This is a genomic window from Bradyrhizobium sp. CCBAU 25338 (assembly GCF_028128965.1).
In the GTDB taxonomy this organism is placed as follows: Bacteria; Pseudomonadota; Alphaproteobacteria; order Rhizobiales; family Xanthobacteraceae; genus Bradyrhizobium; species Bradyrhizobium liaoningense.
Window position 1 is genome coordinate 96,900 of record NZ_LFKY01000043.1, and the last position, 15,594, is coordinate 112,493.

Annotated in this window: 15 protein-coding genes; all 15 read left to right on the top strand. The window is 63.7% G+C overall.

Annotation, left to right across the window (positions count from 1 at the left end):
* Window positions 1-17 precede the first annotated feature (17 nt).
* The 15 genes from ACM42_RS33990 to ACM42_RS34060 all read left to right on the top strand — a co-directional run bounded on the left by ACM42_RS33990 (window position 18) and on the right by ACM42_RS34060 (window position 15,594).
* Window positions 18-1,583: a PfkB family carbohydrate kinase gene (locus ACM42_RS33990; protein ID WP_271532452.1), complete on the top strand. Its 1,566-nt coding sequence runs from the start codon at window positions 18-20 to the stop codon at window positions 1,581-1,583.
* A gap of 26 nt (window positions 1,584-1,609) precedes the next feature.
* Window positions 1,610-2,611, top strand: a complete 1,002-nt coding sequence (locus ACM42_RS33995) for an NAD-dependent epimerase/dehydratase family protein (protein WP_271532454.1) — start codon at window positions 1,610-1,612, stop codon at window positions 2,609-2,611.
* 5 nt (window positions 2,612-2,616) lie between these two features.
* Window positions 2,617-3,228 (top strand): hypothetical protein, encoded by a 612-nt coding sequence (locus tag ACM42_RS34000; RefSeq protein WP_271532456.1) that lies wholly within the window; start codon window positions 2,617-2,619, stop codon window positions 3,226-3,228.
* Entirely contained in the window at window positions 3,225-4,262 is a 1,038-nt protein-coding gene (locus ACM42_RS34005) for a phosphotransferase (RefSeq protein ID WP_271532458.1), read from the top strand. The genes ACM42_RS34000 and ACM42_RS34005 overlap by 4 nt, the downstream gene beginning before the upstream one ends.
* Window positions 4,237-5,085, top strand: a complete 849-nt coding sequence (locus ACM42_RS34010; protein ID WP_271532459.1) for a transketolase — start codon at window positions 4,237-4,239, stop codon at window positions 5,083-5,085. The genes ACM42_RS34005 and ACM42_RS34010 overlap by 26 nt, the downstream gene beginning before the upstream one ends.
* 10 nt (window positions 5,086-5,095) lie before the next feature.
* On the top strand, window positions 5,096-6,055 hold the full coding sequence (locus ACM42_RS34015) for a transketolase family protein (protein ID WP_271532461.1): 960 nt from the start codon (window positions 5,096-5,098) through the stop codon (window positions 6,053-6,055).
* A gap of 8 nt (window positions 6,056-6,063) precedes the next feature.
* The gene (locus ACM42_RS34020) at window positions 6,064-7,170 is read left to right on the top strand and encodes a DegT/DnrJ/EryC1/StrS family aminotransferase (protein ID WP_271532463.1); all 1,107 of its coding nucleotides are present in this window, start codon (window positions 6,064-6,066) and stop codon (window positions 7,168-7,170) included.
* On the top strand, window positions 7,160-8,278 hold the full coding sequence (locus ACM42_RS34025; protein ID WP_271532465.1) for a DegT/DnrJ/EryC1/StrS family aminotransferase: 1,119 nt from the start codon (window positions 7,160-7,162) through the stop codon (window positions 8,276-8,278). The genes ACM42_RS34020 and ACM42_RS34025 overlap by 11 nt, the downstream gene beginning before the upstream one ends.
* Window positions 8,275-9,081 (top strand): sporadic carbohydrate cluster 2OG-Fe(II) oxygenase, encoded by an 807-nt coding sequence (locus ACM42_RS34030; protein ID WP_271532467.1) that lies wholly within the window; start codon window positions 8,275-8,277, stop codon window positions 9,079-9,081. Before ACM42_RS34025 ends, ACM42_RS34030 begins: the two co-directional genes overlap by 4 nt.
* Window positions 9,074-9,466, top strand: a complete 393-nt coding sequence (locus ACM42_RS34035; RefSeq protein WP_239624486.1) for an LIC12192 family sporadic carbohydrate cluster protein — start codon at window positions 9,074-9,076, stop codon at window positions 9,464-9,466. The genes ACM42_RS34030 and ACM42_RS34035 overlap by 8 nt, the downstream gene beginning before the upstream one ends.
* Before the next feature lie 25 nt (window positions 9,467-9,491).
* Complete coding sequence (locus tag ACM42_RS34040; RefSeq protein ID WP_271532471.1) at window positions 9,492-10,157, top strand: class I SAM-dependent methyltransferase; 666 nt, start codon at window positions 9,492-9,494, stop codon at window positions 10,155-10,157.
* Window positions 10,135-10,719 (top strand): WbuC family cupin fold metalloprotein, encoded by a 585-nt coding sequence (locus tag ACM42_RS34045; RefSeq protein ID WP_271532473.1) that lies wholly within the window; start codon window positions 10,135-10,137, stop codon window positions 10,717-10,719. Before ACM42_RS34040 ends, ACM42_RS34045 begins: the two co-directional genes overlap by 23 nt.
* 103 nt (window positions 10,720-10,822) lie before the next feature.
* Window positions 10,823-12,484 carry a hypothetical protein gene (locus ACM42_RS34050; RefSeq protein WP_271532475.1) on the top strand — a complete coding sequence of 554 codons (1,662 nt, stop codon included), beginning with the start codon at window positions 10,823-10,825 and terminating at the stop codon, window positions 12,482-12,484.
* Between the two features lie 694 nt (window positions 12,485-13,178).
* Entirely contained in the window at window positions 13,179-14,396 is a 1,218-nt protein-coding gene (locus ACM42_RS34055; RefSeq protein ID WP_271532477.1) for a class I SAM-dependent methyltransferase, read from the top strand.
* Window positions 14,389-15,594, top strand: a complete 1,206-nt coding sequence (locus ACM42_RS34060; protein WP_271532479.1) for a class I SAM-dependent methyltransferase — start codon at window positions 14,389-14,391, stop codon at window positions 15,592-15,594. The genes ACM42_RS34055 and ACM42_RS34060 overlap by 8 nt, the downstream gene beginning before the upstream one ends.

A 15,594-nucleotide genomic window follows, 5' to 3' on the forward strand; every position in this document is an offset into this window, starting at 1 on the left:
CGCTTTGGATAATTCACATGGGTAATGCTCCGACCGACAAGCCGACCGTTCATCCGGCACCGCACCAGAAGATCAAGACGGTCGAGGAACTGGGCGAGATCGCGCGGGCCGCGCAGGCCGAGGGCCGGACCGTTGCGCTCTGCCATGGCGTGTTCGATCTCGTGCATCTCGGCCACGTCCGGCACATCCTGGCGGCACGCAACGAGGCCGATGTGGTCATCGTGACCGTCACGGCGGACCGCTTCGTCAACAAGGGCCCGGGACGGCCGATCTTTCCGGAGAACATGCGCGCCGAGATGCTGGCCGCGCTCGGCACCGTCGACTGGGTCGGCATCAACCGGACATCCAGCGCCGAGCCGATCCTCGATACCGTGCGCCCCGACATCTACGTGAAGGGCTCCGACTACGAGAATCCCGAGGATGACGTCACCGGCAAGATCGCCGTCGAGCGGGAGGTCGTCGAACGCCATGGCGGCCGCATCGTCTTCACCCGCGACGTGACCTTCAGCTCGTCGTCGCTGATGAACCGCTATTTCGACATCTACGATCCCCCTCTGCGCGATTACCTCCAGAAGGTGCGCGAAGGCGGTGGCGCCGAACGCCTGCTGAAGCTGATCGACAAGATCCAGGACATGCATGTCGTGCTGGTCGGCGATACCATCATCGACGAATACCAGTACGTCACGGCGCTCGGAAAGGCCTCGAAGGAGAACATTGTCGCCACCCTGTTCAAGAACGGCGAGCAATTTGCCGGCGGCGTCATTGCCGCGGCCAATCACGTGGCGAGCTTCTGCAAGTCGGTGGAGATCGTCACGACGCTGGGCGGCAAGGACTACCCCGAAGAGTTCATCCGCGCGCATGTCCGCCCGAATGTCACGCTCACCCCGATCCGCATTCAGGGCCGCCCGACCACCCGCAAATTGCGGTACGTCGAGATGGGCTATCTGCACAAGCTGTTCGAAGTCTACACCATGGACGACACGCCGCTCGACGAGGCCGAGCGCAAGGAGATCGACCGTGTCACCGCCGAGCGCGTGCGCGGCGGTGACGTGGTCATCGTCACCGATTTCGGCCACGGCATGATCGCACCCAGCACGATCGACACGCTGATCGCGAACTCCAAGTTCCTTGCGGTCAACGCCCAGAGCAACAGCGGAAACCACGGCTACAATCTGATCACGAAATATCCGCGCGCCGACTACGTCTGCATCGACGCGCCGGAAGCGCGCCTGGCGGCCACCGACAAGTTCAGCGACATCGCTTCGGTGATCCAGGACCGCCTGCACCGCAAGATCGATTGCGACAACATGATCATCACGCACGGCTCCTTCGGCTGCTACCCCTTCTCGTCGAAGACCGGCGTCGCGCGCGTGCCCGCCTTCACCAAGACCGTCGTGGATACGGTCGGTGCCGGCGATGCCTTCCTGACGATTACGGCGCCGCTGGTGGCAGCCGGCGGCAACATCGAGGACGTCGCCTTCATCGGCAATGCGGCGGGGGCGATCAAGGTGGGGATCGTCGGCCACCGCAGCTCGGTCGAAAAGGCGCCGCTGGTCAAATTCGTCACCGCGTTGTTGAAGTGACGCGAACGGGAATCTGGAGAACGACAGTGATTGGTCAGAAATGGAATGTGATGGTCACCGGTGGCGCCGGCTATGTCGGCAGCGTGCTGGTTCCCCAGTTGCTGGCGGCGGGCCACAAGGTCACCGTGCTCGACCTGTTCATGTATGGCGAGGACGTCTTCAACGGGGTCCGCGACAATCCCAATCTGCGCCTGATCAAGGGCGACATCCGCGATGAGGCCGCGATCAACGAGGCCCTGCGCGGCAACAATGCGGTGATCCACCTCGCCTGCATCTCCAACGACCCCTCGTTCGAGCTGGATCCGGCACTCGGCAAGTCCATCAACTACGACTGCTTCCGTCCGATGGTGCGCGCCGCGAAGAAGGCCGGCATCAAGCGCTTCATCTATGCCTCCTCGTCCAGCGTCTACGGCATCAAGGACGAGGCCGAGGTGACCGAGGAGTTGTCCTGCGAACCGCTCACCGACTACTCGAAGTTCAAGGCGATGTGCGAGACCGATCTTGCCGACGAAGCCGCATCCGGCTTCGTCACCTGTACGGTTCGTCCCGCCACCGTCTGCGGCTACGCACCGCGGCAGCGGCTCGACGTCGTCGTCAATATCCTCACCAATCTCGCGGTCAACACCGGCCGCATCCGCGTGTTCGGCGGAACGCAGAAGCGGCCCAATCTGCACATCGAGGACATGTCCGCGGCCTATCTGTTCCTGCTTCAGCAGGATGACGCGAAGATCGACGGCAAGACCTACAACATCGGCTACGAGAACCACTCGCTGATGAAGATCGCCGACATCGTCAAATCGGTGGTCGGAGACAATGTCGACGTGGCCGTCGAGCCGACCGACGATCTGCGTTCCTATCACGTCTCCTCGGAGAAGATCCGCCGCGAGCTCGGATTTGCGCCGACGCACACGATCGAACAGGCCGTGTCCGGTCTCGTGGACGCCTTCAAGGCCGGCCGCCTGCCGAACTCGCTCAACGACCCCAGGTATTTCAACATCAAGATGATGCAGAACATCAGCCTGAAGTGAGCGGCGTGCGGATCGGCATCGACTTCGACAACACGATTATCTGCTACGACAAGGTCTTTGCCGCCGTCGCGCGGCAGCGTGGGCTGGTGCCGGAGGGCTGGGACGGGCTGAAGACCGAGGTGCGGGATTATCTGCGGTCCCACGCGGGCGGCGAGCTTGCCTGGCAAGGACTGCAAGGCTTCGTCTATGGCAAGGGAATTGGCGGCGCGGAGATCTACCCCGGAGTCCGCGAGTTCCTCGCAGCGTGTCGCAAGGCCGGCGCGAGCGTCTATATCGTCAGCCACAAGACGCAGTTCGGCCATCAGGATCCCGACCGCGTCGACTTGCGCGAGGCCGCGCGCGGCTGGTTGAGGGGTGCTGGTCTCATCGACGCCGCCGGTGCGGCGCTGGCCGTGGGCAATATCTATTTCGAGGACACGCTGGCGGCCAAGGTCGAGCGGCTTGCGAGCCTGCAGCTCGACGTCTTCATTGACGATCTCGTCGATGTGTTCGAGCAACCGCATTTTCCGAAGACGACGCGATCGATCCTGTTCACTCAGTCGCGGCCTCCCCATCCTGATCATTGCGAGCCGATTGCGACCTGGGCCGACATCCACCGCGGAGTGTTCGCGCGATGAGCGAGCCCGACATCAGCGTCCAGGATGCGATCTCCATCGGCAGCCGCCTCTCTGGCGCGCGGGTCGCGGCCGCTCAACCGGCGCGGTCCGGCGGCAACAACCGGGTGTTTCGGCTGGAGATGGCGGAGGGACCGCCCCTCGCCCTCAAGCATTATCCGTCCGACGGGCGTGATCGCCTGGGACAGGAATATGACGCGCTCTCGTTTCTATCGCGCCACGGCATCACGTCGACGCCGCGACCGATCGCCAAAGATCCGGCTGCGTTCTGCGCGTTGTATCAGTGGTTCGACGGTGATGCCGCGGTCCTGCATCCCCAGGACGATGATGCCGATCAGCTGGCCGATTTCCTGATCGAGCTGCAAAAGCTGCGCAACGCGGACGGCGCGCGGAATTTGCGAAGCGCGTCAGCCAGCATTTTTTCGCCCGAGGAAGCCATCGCGCAGTACGAGCAGCGCCTGGACGGACTACGGCGCGCGTCGCAGGATCATCCGGACCTGCGCGCGTTCATGGACGGCAGCCTGGTTCCCAGCACCGCCATCGCAATCCGGCAACTCCGTCGACGTTACGCGGAACTGGGCCTGGATCCCGCAGCGGCCCTTGCGCCCGCCCATCGTGCATTGAGCCCGTCGGATTTCGGACTGCACAACGCGCTGCGCGCCGATGACGGCAGACTGCGATTTATCGACTTCGAATATTTCGGCTGGGACGATCCGGTCAAGCTCGTGACCGACACCGCGATCCATCCCGGCAGCGATCTGCCCGCTGCCGGCGCGAACCGATTGATCGAACGGCTCTCGCGCACCTTCGAAGCTGGGGATGACGCGTTTGCGATCCGCCGTGACGTACTGTATCCTGTGTTCGGGGCGATTTGGTGCCTGATTGTCCTGAATGTCTATTTGCCGGAAAGCCGCTCCCGGCGCGCCCTGGCTGCGCAAGGTGGCGATCTGACGGTCCGCCTCGCCGGCCAGCTCGACAAAGCCCGCCGGCTCCATCAAACGATTTGCAAACGTGATCCAGATCTCACCCCACGCTGAAGCCGCCCTCACCTGCACGCTGGACGAGCGCAGCCTCTATTTGCGCCGCCTGGTCCTCGGTTCTGTTCGCTCCGCCGGGCGCGGACATGTCGGTCCGGCTCTGTCGCTGATCGAGATGGTCCGCGTGCTCTACGACGACGTGCTGCGGATCGATCCCAAGAGCCCGCGCGATCCCGATCGCGACCGCGCGATCCTGAGCAAGGGACACGGTTGTCTGGCGCTCTATGCGCTCTTGGCCGATCGCGGCTTCTTCCCTCTGTCGGAACTGGACGGCTTTTGCGGGCCCGACAGCATCCTCGGCGGACATCCCGAGTACGGCATGGTGCCGGGGGTCGAGGCGTCAACCGGCGCGCTCGGCCACGGCCTGTCGATCGGTGTCGGCCTCGCGCTCGCCGCGCGCATGCGCGACCGCAGCTACCGGACCTTCGTCTTGCTCGGCGACGGCGAGATCAACGAGGGATCGGTGTGGGAAGCCGCCATGGGCGCGGCCAAGCACGGGCTCGACAACCTGGTCGCGATGATCGACTATAACAAGCTCCAGAGCTACGGGCCGACCGACTACGTCCTGCCGCTGGAGCCGCTTGCGGACAAATGGCGCAGCTTCGGCTTCGCCGTGCAGGAGCTCAACGGCCACGACGTCGGCGCGCTGCGCACCGTCCTGAAGCAGGTCCCGGCCGTTCCGGGCAAACCCACCGCGATCATCTGCCATACCGTCAAGGGCAAGGGTCTGCCGCCGGCGGAATCCAACGCCGATTGGCATCACAAGAACAAGCTGACCGACAGCGAGCTCGACGCCATCCGCGTCGCCGTCGGCGATTTTTGATCGGCTCCCCATGCGCAACACAGCGATGAACATGGTCCACAAGCTCGCCGCGCGCGACGAGCGGGTGCTTTACATCGGCTCCGATCCCGGCGCGGGCACCTTGCGCGCGATGAGCAAGGAGTTTCCCAAGCGCCATCTGATCGAGGGCATCTCGGAAGCGCACATCATCGGCATGTCGGCCGGTCTCGCGATGGAGGGCTTCGTGCCCTACGTCAACACCATCGCGACCTTCCTCACCCGCCGCTGCTACGAACAGGTGGCCGTCGACCTCTGCCTGCACAATCTGCCGGTGCGGCTGATCGCCAATGGCGGCGGGCTCGTCTACGCGCCGCTCGGTCCCACCCATCAGGCGATCGAGGACATCGCCATCATGCGGGCGCTGCCGAACATGACGGTAATCTGCCCGTGCGACGCCGACGAGGCGGCGCGCATGATGGAGCAGACGCTCGACTGGAAGGGCCCGATCTACATCCGGCTCGGAAAGGGTGGCGACGCCATCGTCTCCAAGGCCGAGCACGGCTTTGAGATCGGCAAGGCCATCCTGATGCGCCCGCAGGGCGACGTCCTCATGGTGACCACGGGCATCATGCTCCAGCGCGCCCTCGCGGCGGCCGATCTGCTGGCCGCGCAAGGCATCCGCGCCGGCATCCTGCACATGCACACCGTGAAGCCGCTCGACACCGCGGCACTGCTGCAGGCGGTCCGCGGCACCAGGCTGGTGGCGACGCTGGAGGAGCACGTGCCCTCCGGTGGCCTCGGCAGCGCGGTCGCGGAGGCGTTGATCGACAAGCTCGGCTCCGGCTTCCCTGCGATGCTGCGTCTGTCGCTGCCGGACCGCTTCATGCACAATTACGGCTCGCAGGACTCGCTCCTGAAGAAGCACGGCCTTTCCGCTGGTGCGATTGCGACCTCGATCGAGCATGCGCTCGCCGCCTCGCGCACCTCCTCTCCTCAACTTCATTCCACCTGACGGGTCACATGTACGACGTTCGATATTCCTACCTGCTCGAGCAATTCGCCGACCCCGCTCCGATCCTGGCCGAGATCGGCCGGCTGGTGGCGACCGGTGACTTCACCCTTGGCAAGCCCGTCGCCGAATTCGAAAAGCGCTTTGCCGAGCTGATCGGCGTGCGTCACGCCATCGGCGTCGGATCAGGCACCGACGCGCTCAAGCTGCCGCTCAAGGCGCTCGGCATCGGCCATGGCGACGAGGTCATCACCGCCGCCAACACGTTCATCGCCACTGTCGGCGCGATCGCGGAGACCGGCGCGACGCCCGTGCTGATCGACTGCGACGATTCCTTCTGCATGAACGTCGACCAGGTCGAAGCCGCGATCACCAAGAAGACCAAGGCGATCATGCCGGTCCAGTTGACCGGCGAGGTCACCGACATGGGCAAGCTGATGGCGATCGCGCAGCGCCACAATCTTCCAGTCGTCGAGGATGCCTGCCAGGGCATCCTGTCGGAGTTCGCGGGAAAGCGCTCCGGCACCCACGGCATCGCGGCCGGATTCTCGCTGCATCCGCTCAAGAACCTCAACGTCTGGGGCGATGCCGGCGTCGTCGTCACCAATGACGACGGGATGAACGAGCGGCTCCGCCTCATCCGCAACCACGGCATGAAGAACCGCGACGAGATCGCGATCCTCGGCTGCAACTCGCGGCTCGATTCCCTTCAGGCGGTCGTCGGCAACTGGCTGATCGGCCAGACCAGCGAGATCACGCGGCGCCGGATCGAGAACGCGGCCTATTACGACGCGGGCCTCGCCGGCCTGCCCGGCTTGCGCATCCCGCCGCGCCGGCCCAACGTGAAGCACGTCTACCATCTCTACATGGTGTTCGCCGAGCGCCGCGACGAGCTCTACAAATACTGCCTGGACAACGGCATCGAGGCCAAGATCCACTATCCGATCCCGCTGTATCAGCAGGAAGGCCTCAAGCATCTCGGCTACGCGCCCGGCACCTTCCCGGTCACCGACCGCCACGCCAAGGAAGTCATCAGCTTCCCCGTCGACCAGCATCTGACGCGCGCCCAGCAGGACCGCGTCATCGAGACCGTCCGGAAGTTCTGCCATGGACGCTGACACCGGCCGCCGGCGCATCGGCTACGTCAATCTTCCCGCGCAATTCGAGGAAGAACGCGCCGAGATCATGCAGGCGGTCGAGGGCGTCTTCCAGCGCGGCGATTTCATCGGCGGGGCGGCGGTTGCGAAGCTCGAGGAGGAATTGTCCGCCTATCTCGGCTCGTCGCATGTCGTGACGCTGAATTCCGGCACCGACGCACTGATCCTCGCCATGCGGGCCCTCGACATCGGCCCCGGCGACGAGGTGATCACCCCGCCGAATTCGTTCGTGGCATCGACCGCCGCGATCATCGCGGTCGGCGCCACGCCGGTATTTGCGGACGTGCTGCCGGACCAGAACATCGATCCTGCCGCGGTCGAGGCTGCCGTCACCCCCCGCACCAAGGCGATCATGCCGGTGCATCTGACCGGGCGCATGGCCGACATGACCCCGCTGATGGCGATTGCGGACAAGCACGCGCTCGCCGTGATCGAGGACAGCGCCCAGGCGATCGGCTCGACCTATGACGGCCGGATGAGCGGCACCATCGGCACGTTCGGCTGCTTCTCCGCCCACCCGCTGAAGAATCTCAACGCCGCGGGCGATGCCGGCTTCCTCGTCACCGCCGACGCCGAGCTCGCCGCAAGAATCCGCCGGCTGCGCAATCACGGCCTCATCAACCGCAGCGACGTCCAGGAATGGGGGATCGTGTCCCGGCTCGATACGCTTCAGGCCGAGGTGCTGCGCATCCGCCTGCGTCACCTGCCGTCGGTGATCGAACGCCGGCGGCGCAACGCCGCCCAATATCGCGCCGAGCTCGCCGGCCTGCCCCTGTTCATTCCGCCCTGCCGCAACATCGAGTTCAACACCTTCCACACCTTCGTCGTGCAGACCGACCGTCGCAACGATTTCCAGAAATATCTTGCCGACAAGGGCATCGAGACCGCGATCCACTATCCGGTCCCGATCCACCTGCAGCCGGCAGCGGCGCATCTGGGTCATGGCCGCGGCGCGTTCCCGGTGACGGAACGGCAGGCAGACCAGATCCTCACCCTCCCCATCAACCAGTTCCTCTCGGCCTCCGACATCAGCTATATTTGCGCGACCGCCCGGGAGTATTTCGCATGACGGACACGGACTTCCTCCACGCCGACGAGCAGGCGCTGGCGCAGCGCTTCATCGACGACGGCTTCGTCACCACGCCGACTGACGATCGCGCCGGCCTCGACCGGATCCAGCGTCGTGCCGCCGAGCTCGCGGCAGACTATCTCAAGCTGCCGCACAGCAACGATCCCTACGCGATGCTCGACACCATCCACACGCGGGTGAGCGTGGACGATCTCAATGGGCTGCGGCTGCACGTCTTCAACGGCCTTAACGCCGAACCGTGGTTCCGGCCGACCTACTTTCGTCTGGCGCGCTCGACGATCGAGACCATCGTCGGCAACGAGCTCTGCATGCAGCGGCGCGTCAATCTCAGCATCCAGCTCCCCGGCGACAGCTCGTCGCTGCTCGCCACCCATTCCGACGTCTGGTCGGGCGACTCGCCGTTCGAGGTCGTGGTGTGGGTGCCGCTCGTCGACGTCCGCCGCACCAAATCGATGTATCTGCTGCCGCCGTCCCTGAACGGCGAGATGCAGGACCGGATGGCCAGCCTGCGCAGCGCCGAAGAGCTGTACAAGACCATCAAGCCGCACGCGACCTTCATCGAGATCCCCTACGGTCACGTGATGCTGTTCAACCAGACCCTGATGCACGGCAATCGCGTCAACGAGGAAGCCGGCACGCGCTGGAGCATGAACTGCCGTTTCAAGAGCATCATGTCGCCCTACGCGGACAAGCGCTTCGGCGAGTTCTTCGAGCCGATCCTGCTGCGCCCGGCAACGCGGGTCGGCATGCAATACAAGCTGCCCGGAGGCTTCCATGGCTGAGCGAGCCGGCCATCGCGGCTATATCGGCGCCCGGCCGCTGAACGGCAGCCGCACCCCGCAACACGTCCAGAACATCGTGATCCGCGACTACGCGCGGCGCAAGAACCTGCATTATCTGCTGAGCGCCGCCGAGCACACCATGCCCGGCAGCTACATGGTGCTCGAGGACATTCTGGACGAACTGCCGCGGCTGCATGGTCTGATTCTTTACAGCATCTTCATGCTGCCACCCGACGAGGCACGGCGGCGGCAGATCTACGACCGCGTGCTGCGCGAGGGCTGCGACCTCCACGCAGCGGTCGAGGAGATCACGCTGTCGTCGCAGAAAGACATCCAGGCCGTCGAGGACATCCTGCTCGTCAATAAGTTCGCGACCATCCTGTGACGATGGCGCGGACCGGTTGGCCCCCATGACCACGATCAATTTGCTCCAGCCGATGCACGCATCGACAAAGCGGAACTACGTCCAGCGCGTGGTCGAGCACGACAAGGCGGAATCCGCCACCGTCGCGCGGCAATGGGGACGCGACTACTGGGATGGCGACCGGCGCTACGGCTATGGCGGCTATCGCTATGACGGCCGGTGGCGCCCGCTGGCCCAGACCCTGATCGATCGCTACGGCATCAAGCCCGGCATGAGCGTGCTCGACGTCGGCTGCGGCAAGGGCTACCTGCTCTACGAGTTCACCCAGCTCGTCCCCGACCTCCGGATCGCCGGCATCGACATCTCCGACTACGGCATCGCCAATGCCAAGGAGGAGGTGCGGCCGCTGTTGACGGTCGGCAGCGCCGTCGAGCTCCCCTATCCCGATCACAGCTTCGATCTCGTAGTGTCGCTCGGCGTGCTGCACAATCTTCCGCTCGAGGACGTCTTCCGCGCCGTGTCGGAGATCGAGCGCGTCGGACGCGGCGCCTCGAAATATCTGATGGTCGAGTCCTTCCGCAACGAGCGCGAGAAGGCGAATCTGCTTTACTGGCAGCTCACCTGCCTGAGCTTCCACGGTCCGGAAACATGGGCCTGGATCTACGACAAATGCGGGTACCGAGGCGACCATGGGTTCATCTTCTTCGAATGAAGCAGGCCAGCGCCGGCCGAACTCGTTGCGCGCGCAAAATGCGGAAGTGTTCTATTCGGACGACGCGATCGTAACGGCGGACGACGCCACGATCGCGGAGCTGAAGCGTATCGCCGCCGGCAACCCGCGTCTGCGCAGCCGGCTGTGCACGCATCCCGATCCCTCCTCCGGCCTGCACGAGATGCTGATCGTGCATCATCGCGAGGCCTATGTCCGGCCCCACAAGCATTTTGGCAAACCTGAATCGTTTCACCTGATCGAGGGTACCGCGCAGGTCGTGATCTTCGAGGACGACGGCCGAATTCACGATGTGCTCGAGATGGCACCCTACGGACATGGCGCCCTCTGCTATTACCGGATGCCCGAGAAGGTCTACCACTCGATCCTGATCACCTCGGAGTGGCTGGTGTTTCACGAAACCACCGCCGGCCCTTTCGATCCCTCCCGCACCGCATTTCCCGACTGGGCCCCGGACGGCAGCGACACTGCCGCGGTCCAGGACTATGTCACGAAGATCGGCGCGCTCGCCGCGGAATATCTGAACAAACGAGTCAAAGCTTAGGACCATGGCCAATTCCGCCGGGTTCGATGATTCTCGAGTGAATGCAGGTCCAAGAGCAGCGGCTCTCCGAGAACGGGAGCGAGCGGGCGCTGGATATGTCTACGTGGCTCTGGCTCTCGCCTTTGTCATGAGCGTGCCCGCGCTGTTCGCGCGTGAGGTCTTCGGCGACGACTGGACTGTGTACTACATCTACTGGACCCAGGGTCCAGCCGGCGTTGCCCGCGTGCTGTGGGAGTCGGCACACGCCGGCTTCGCGATTCCTATGACGCTGTTCGTGATGCTTTTGAACGATACTCCCGATGTCGCCGCACGGGTCGTCGGACTGGGCTGTCACCTGGTCAACGGCTTGTTGCTCCACTCCATCCTGTCACGATCACCATATACGAGAAGGATCGCCGCACTTGTCACGGCTCTATTCCTGCTCAGCCCGTTCTATGCAATTCGCCTGACACTCAACGCGGTCTACGACTTCTTCCTGCTCTTCTATTTGCTGTCCTACGCGTTCACATATTCGAAGGTTCGGGCACTTCGATGGGCGGCGCCGTTCGCTTTGTTTTTCTCGTTGTCGCTTGAAATTCTGATCGCGCTTGAACCGCTCCGCATCATGTTGACCTGGTCCACTCGCGAACCATGGAAGCGTAGGCTCGCGCGCCTTGCCCCATTCTGGCTGGTGATCGCGGCCGTGATCATGCTGCGTCTAACCATCCTGGGAAAGAGCGGTCACTACGCCGGGCAGTACAGTTTTGTGCACGACCTCACCGTCATAGGTCACTCGCTGCTCGAGCACCTCGCGGCTTTCCCTAAGGGTCTGTCCTATGCCGCCTCTCACGGGACCGCACTGCTGGGTCATTTTGTCTGGACGGTGCTGACGTTGGCTGCCATGGCGGGCTTCGCTCTCCTCTCTTCCAGAGCGTTATGGACACCTTGGGTGCTCGAGGGTCACGGCTCGATCAGACGTGTGCTGGCGCTGCTCTCGTCGGGAGCCGCGATTGCCATCCTTGGCGCTATGCCCTTCGCCCTGACCGGGACCTATGGCGACGTCACGAGGGGAGAATCGAGGCTGCTGTTCGCCTCGCAACTCGGCATACTGATATTGGCGGCGACCGTCATACAGATGATTCCGACATCGCGTCTGCGCGCAGCGGTCGCGGGCGGCCTGATCGCGGTCTTCACAGTGGCCATGGCGCAGGATTCGAAATGGCTGCTGTATGATGGTCTGATCAGCGCAGACCTACAGCGGCAAGTTCGGGCGGCTTTGCTTGCTGATCCCGAACCAAAGGTCGTGAAGCTCCAGATAGAGAACAGCTCCATCATCTCATTTCGGTCCCGGTGTCTTGGCGCCAATGACGTGAACGTTGCACAGATGATGTTGCGCGACGAGAATCGCGAGCGATCGTATGTCTATACAGACTATTGCGGAGATTTTCAGAACCGCGACCTCGTCCCGAGTGGCAACTGCACCGTTTCCTATCTCGAGTTTTTTCACTGCCCGCCGCGGCGAGAGACCTGGCGCTATCGCGCTACGCCGGGAATTCCGCCGCCCAACGACATCGGATTCGTCGAACTAATGACGTCCGTCCTCGAGGAAGCGCCTTCGGCCACGCAAGGGCGTGGCGAACTCATGGAATTGAAGAACGATCTGCCGACTCCCCTGGCAAGAGGAGAATACCGACCACCTTGCCGCCGGCCTGGAGTACGCGGATCCGCCTGGCTGCTGGCTCTACCCACACCCGCCTGCGAAGATTCCGTTTCAGGAGCTCGATAGGCGCACTGCGGTGGTCATCCTATGGCACGACCTGATGGCGCAGCAGCGTCTGCTTCGAGATCGACCAACTTGGATCGAGCCATCCCAACTCATTTTCTCAAGAGCTGCTGCCGCGGCCCACAATCACCACGGCCCGGCCGATCGCATTCAGCCGATGCGACGTGCCGGAGGAACCTGGTTGGTAACGGGATGGAACGGGCTGACGATGCTGCTTGGCAAGACATTCCGCTGGTGATGATGGCTGCCGCTGTCCCGCTTTCCATCGGAGGATGGGGCATCGTGAGGGAGCGATGGTCGGTGCTCTCGGTTTCGCCGGCATCGCATCCGGAAGGGCGCTCGCGATTTCGATTTTGCTTGGGCCTCGGCAATCTCATCGGGGGCTGTCTGGCTGCTTGCACTGGAGCGTATAGCTTAGGGGACCGACCGGGCTGCTGCTGCGCCGGTCCATCGATGGTAGTTGCACGAATCTGAATAAGGCGCATCACACGGAACCGCCGCGGTGAGCGGGATGAGCCGGATGCGTTGCTCAAACGCAGCCGTGTTGTGGCGCCGTGCTGTTCTGGCCGCCGGTGGCGCCGGGACAAGGCAACTTAGGAATTGTGGCGCAGGCTGAGCCACTATATAGGCTTCAACTACGTTGAGGTTTCACCCCGGGGCTGTTGTCCCCGTGTCATTCCTGCAAAGAGCCAGACCAGTGACCGACCATTGCCGCCTTTGCCATTCGACCAACCTGCGACCGGTCATCGACCTCGGCCTAATGCCGATTGCGCATCGGCTTCGGCACAGCCGAAACGAGCAGGAGGAGCGGTATCCGTTCGAGGTGCTGGCTTGCGGCGAGTGCGGCCTGCCGCAGATCGTCAAGCCGATCGATCCAGAGATCCTGTATCGGCAGTTCAACTACAATTTCAGCAGCTGGAAGCCGGAGCCGCACCAGGTCGACGAGCTCGATACGATCGCGAAATTCTCGACGCCCCAGTCCGTGTTCGAGATCGGATGCAACGATGGCCTGTTCATGGACAAGCTGCGCGAGCGCGGCGCGAAGGTCTTGGTGGGCGTGGAGCCCAACCCCGTGTCGGGCAAGATCGCCCGCGAGCGCGGCATCAAGGTCTATTCCGACATGATCAGCCCGGCGCTGTGTCACGACGCCGTTGCCCAGGCCGGCAAATTCGACCTCGTCGTCTCGCGCCAGGTGCTGGAGCACATCGTCGATTTCGAGAACTTCTTCGACTGCGTGAAGATCGCGCTGCGCGACGATGGGTTGCTGTTCATCGACGTGCCTGATTTCGCGCCCGGGTCGACGGCGGGCGATCTTTCCGTGCTCTGGGAGGAGCACGTCAGCTATTTCACCGAACCGACCCTGCTCGCTCTGCTGGCGCGCCACGGCTTCGAGGCGGTTTCCGTGAAGAAGTACAATTTCAGCGGCGGCAGCCTTGCGGTCGCAGCCCGTCGTGCCGCGGGCCGCGTGACGCCGCCGCCCGCGCCGTCCGGCGTCGGTGAGAAATTCGGCCAACGCGCACGGGAATATGGCGCGCGCCTTCGTCCGATCCTCGCCAAGGCCCGGGCCAATGGTGCCGAGATCGCCATCTACGGCGCCGGCTGCCGCGCCTGCACCTTCACCAACGCCCACGAGCTGGCGGATCTCGTCGACCTCTCGGTCGACGATCAGAAAGAGCGCCAGGGCTTGTTCCTGCCCGGCACCGGCATTCCGATCCGCTCGCCGGACGATCTCGCCGGCAAGCCAGAACCGCTCGTCTGTCTTCTCGCCGTGAACCAGGAGAACGAAGCCAAGGTCAGTAGCCGGCTGCGCGAGAATGTGACGCGGCCGCTGCACATCGTTTCAATCTTCGCGCCTTCCGACATCTGGAGTGAGCTCGACCGTCTCGAGGCGGCCGCAGGGTCGCGGCATGGCTGAGGACAAGCTCTTCAACTACTACGAACGTCAGGACGTTCTGCCGACGTTCGGAAATTTCAAGTCGTCCGCCGAGCTCGAAGCCTACGCCAGCCAGCGGCGCGAACTGTTCTCGGACAAGCTGGTGCTGCCGCCACGGCTGTTCCGCAATGCCGAGGTGCTCGAATTCGGTCCTGATTCCGGCGAGAACGCTCTGGTGTTTGCGGGCTGGGGCGCGAATATGACGCTCGCCGAGCCGAACCGGCATGCACACCCGAAGATCCAGGCCTATTTCGCTCATTTCGGCCTGACCGAACGTCTCCGCAAGCTCGCACTGGCCGATGTCGAGGGATTCCGCAGCGACCGCGGGTTCGACATCATCGATGCCGAAGGATTCATCTACACGGTGCAGCCGACCGAAAATTGGCTCGGCGTCTTCCACCGGCTGCTCAACCCCGACGGTTACGCCGTCGTGTCCTATTACGAGCGCCATGGCGGCTTCTTCGAGCTCGCGCTCAAGGCGATCCATGCGGCGGGCAAGACATTGACAGGCCGTCCTGCGCTCGAAACGGCAACGATGCTGTTCGATGCGAAATGGAGCAGCATTCCGCACACCCGCAGCTTCGAATCCTGGCTGATGGACGTGCTCGAAAATCCCTTCGTCCGGCATCGGTACTTCCTCGACGCGGCGGCCTTGTGCACCGCGGCGCATGAACAGGGCTTCGATATCCATTCGGCATGGCCGGCCTATCGCGACAGCTTGGACGTCTACTGGCACAAGAAGGTTCTGCCCGACGACGAGAAGCTGCGGCGCACGGCGCGCCATCTCGACCGCAGCCGCCTGAGCTTCCTTGGCGGACGAAAGCTCTATCTGGTCGGCAAGGCCGATGCAGTGGAGGCGATCTCGGCATCTATCGAGACGCTGGTTCTCGACGTCGATGCGATGATCGACGATCCCTTCGGCGGGAGCCTGCCGCGCGTGGTCGCGAGCCTCGCGTCCCTGCGCGAGACGATCCGGGCGACGGACATTCTCGCCGACGATGCTGCCGACATCGAAGCCATCACGGCAACGCTCGACAGTTTCCATCGCATCTTTGGCGCGATCGGGCGACGGGATGCGTCCGCGGTCACTGCCCTCACCCGGACGGATCCAGCGTTCATCAACACCTGGGGACAGCCGGCGCATTTCCTCGTCATGCGAAAGCGCTCCAAGGGATCATAG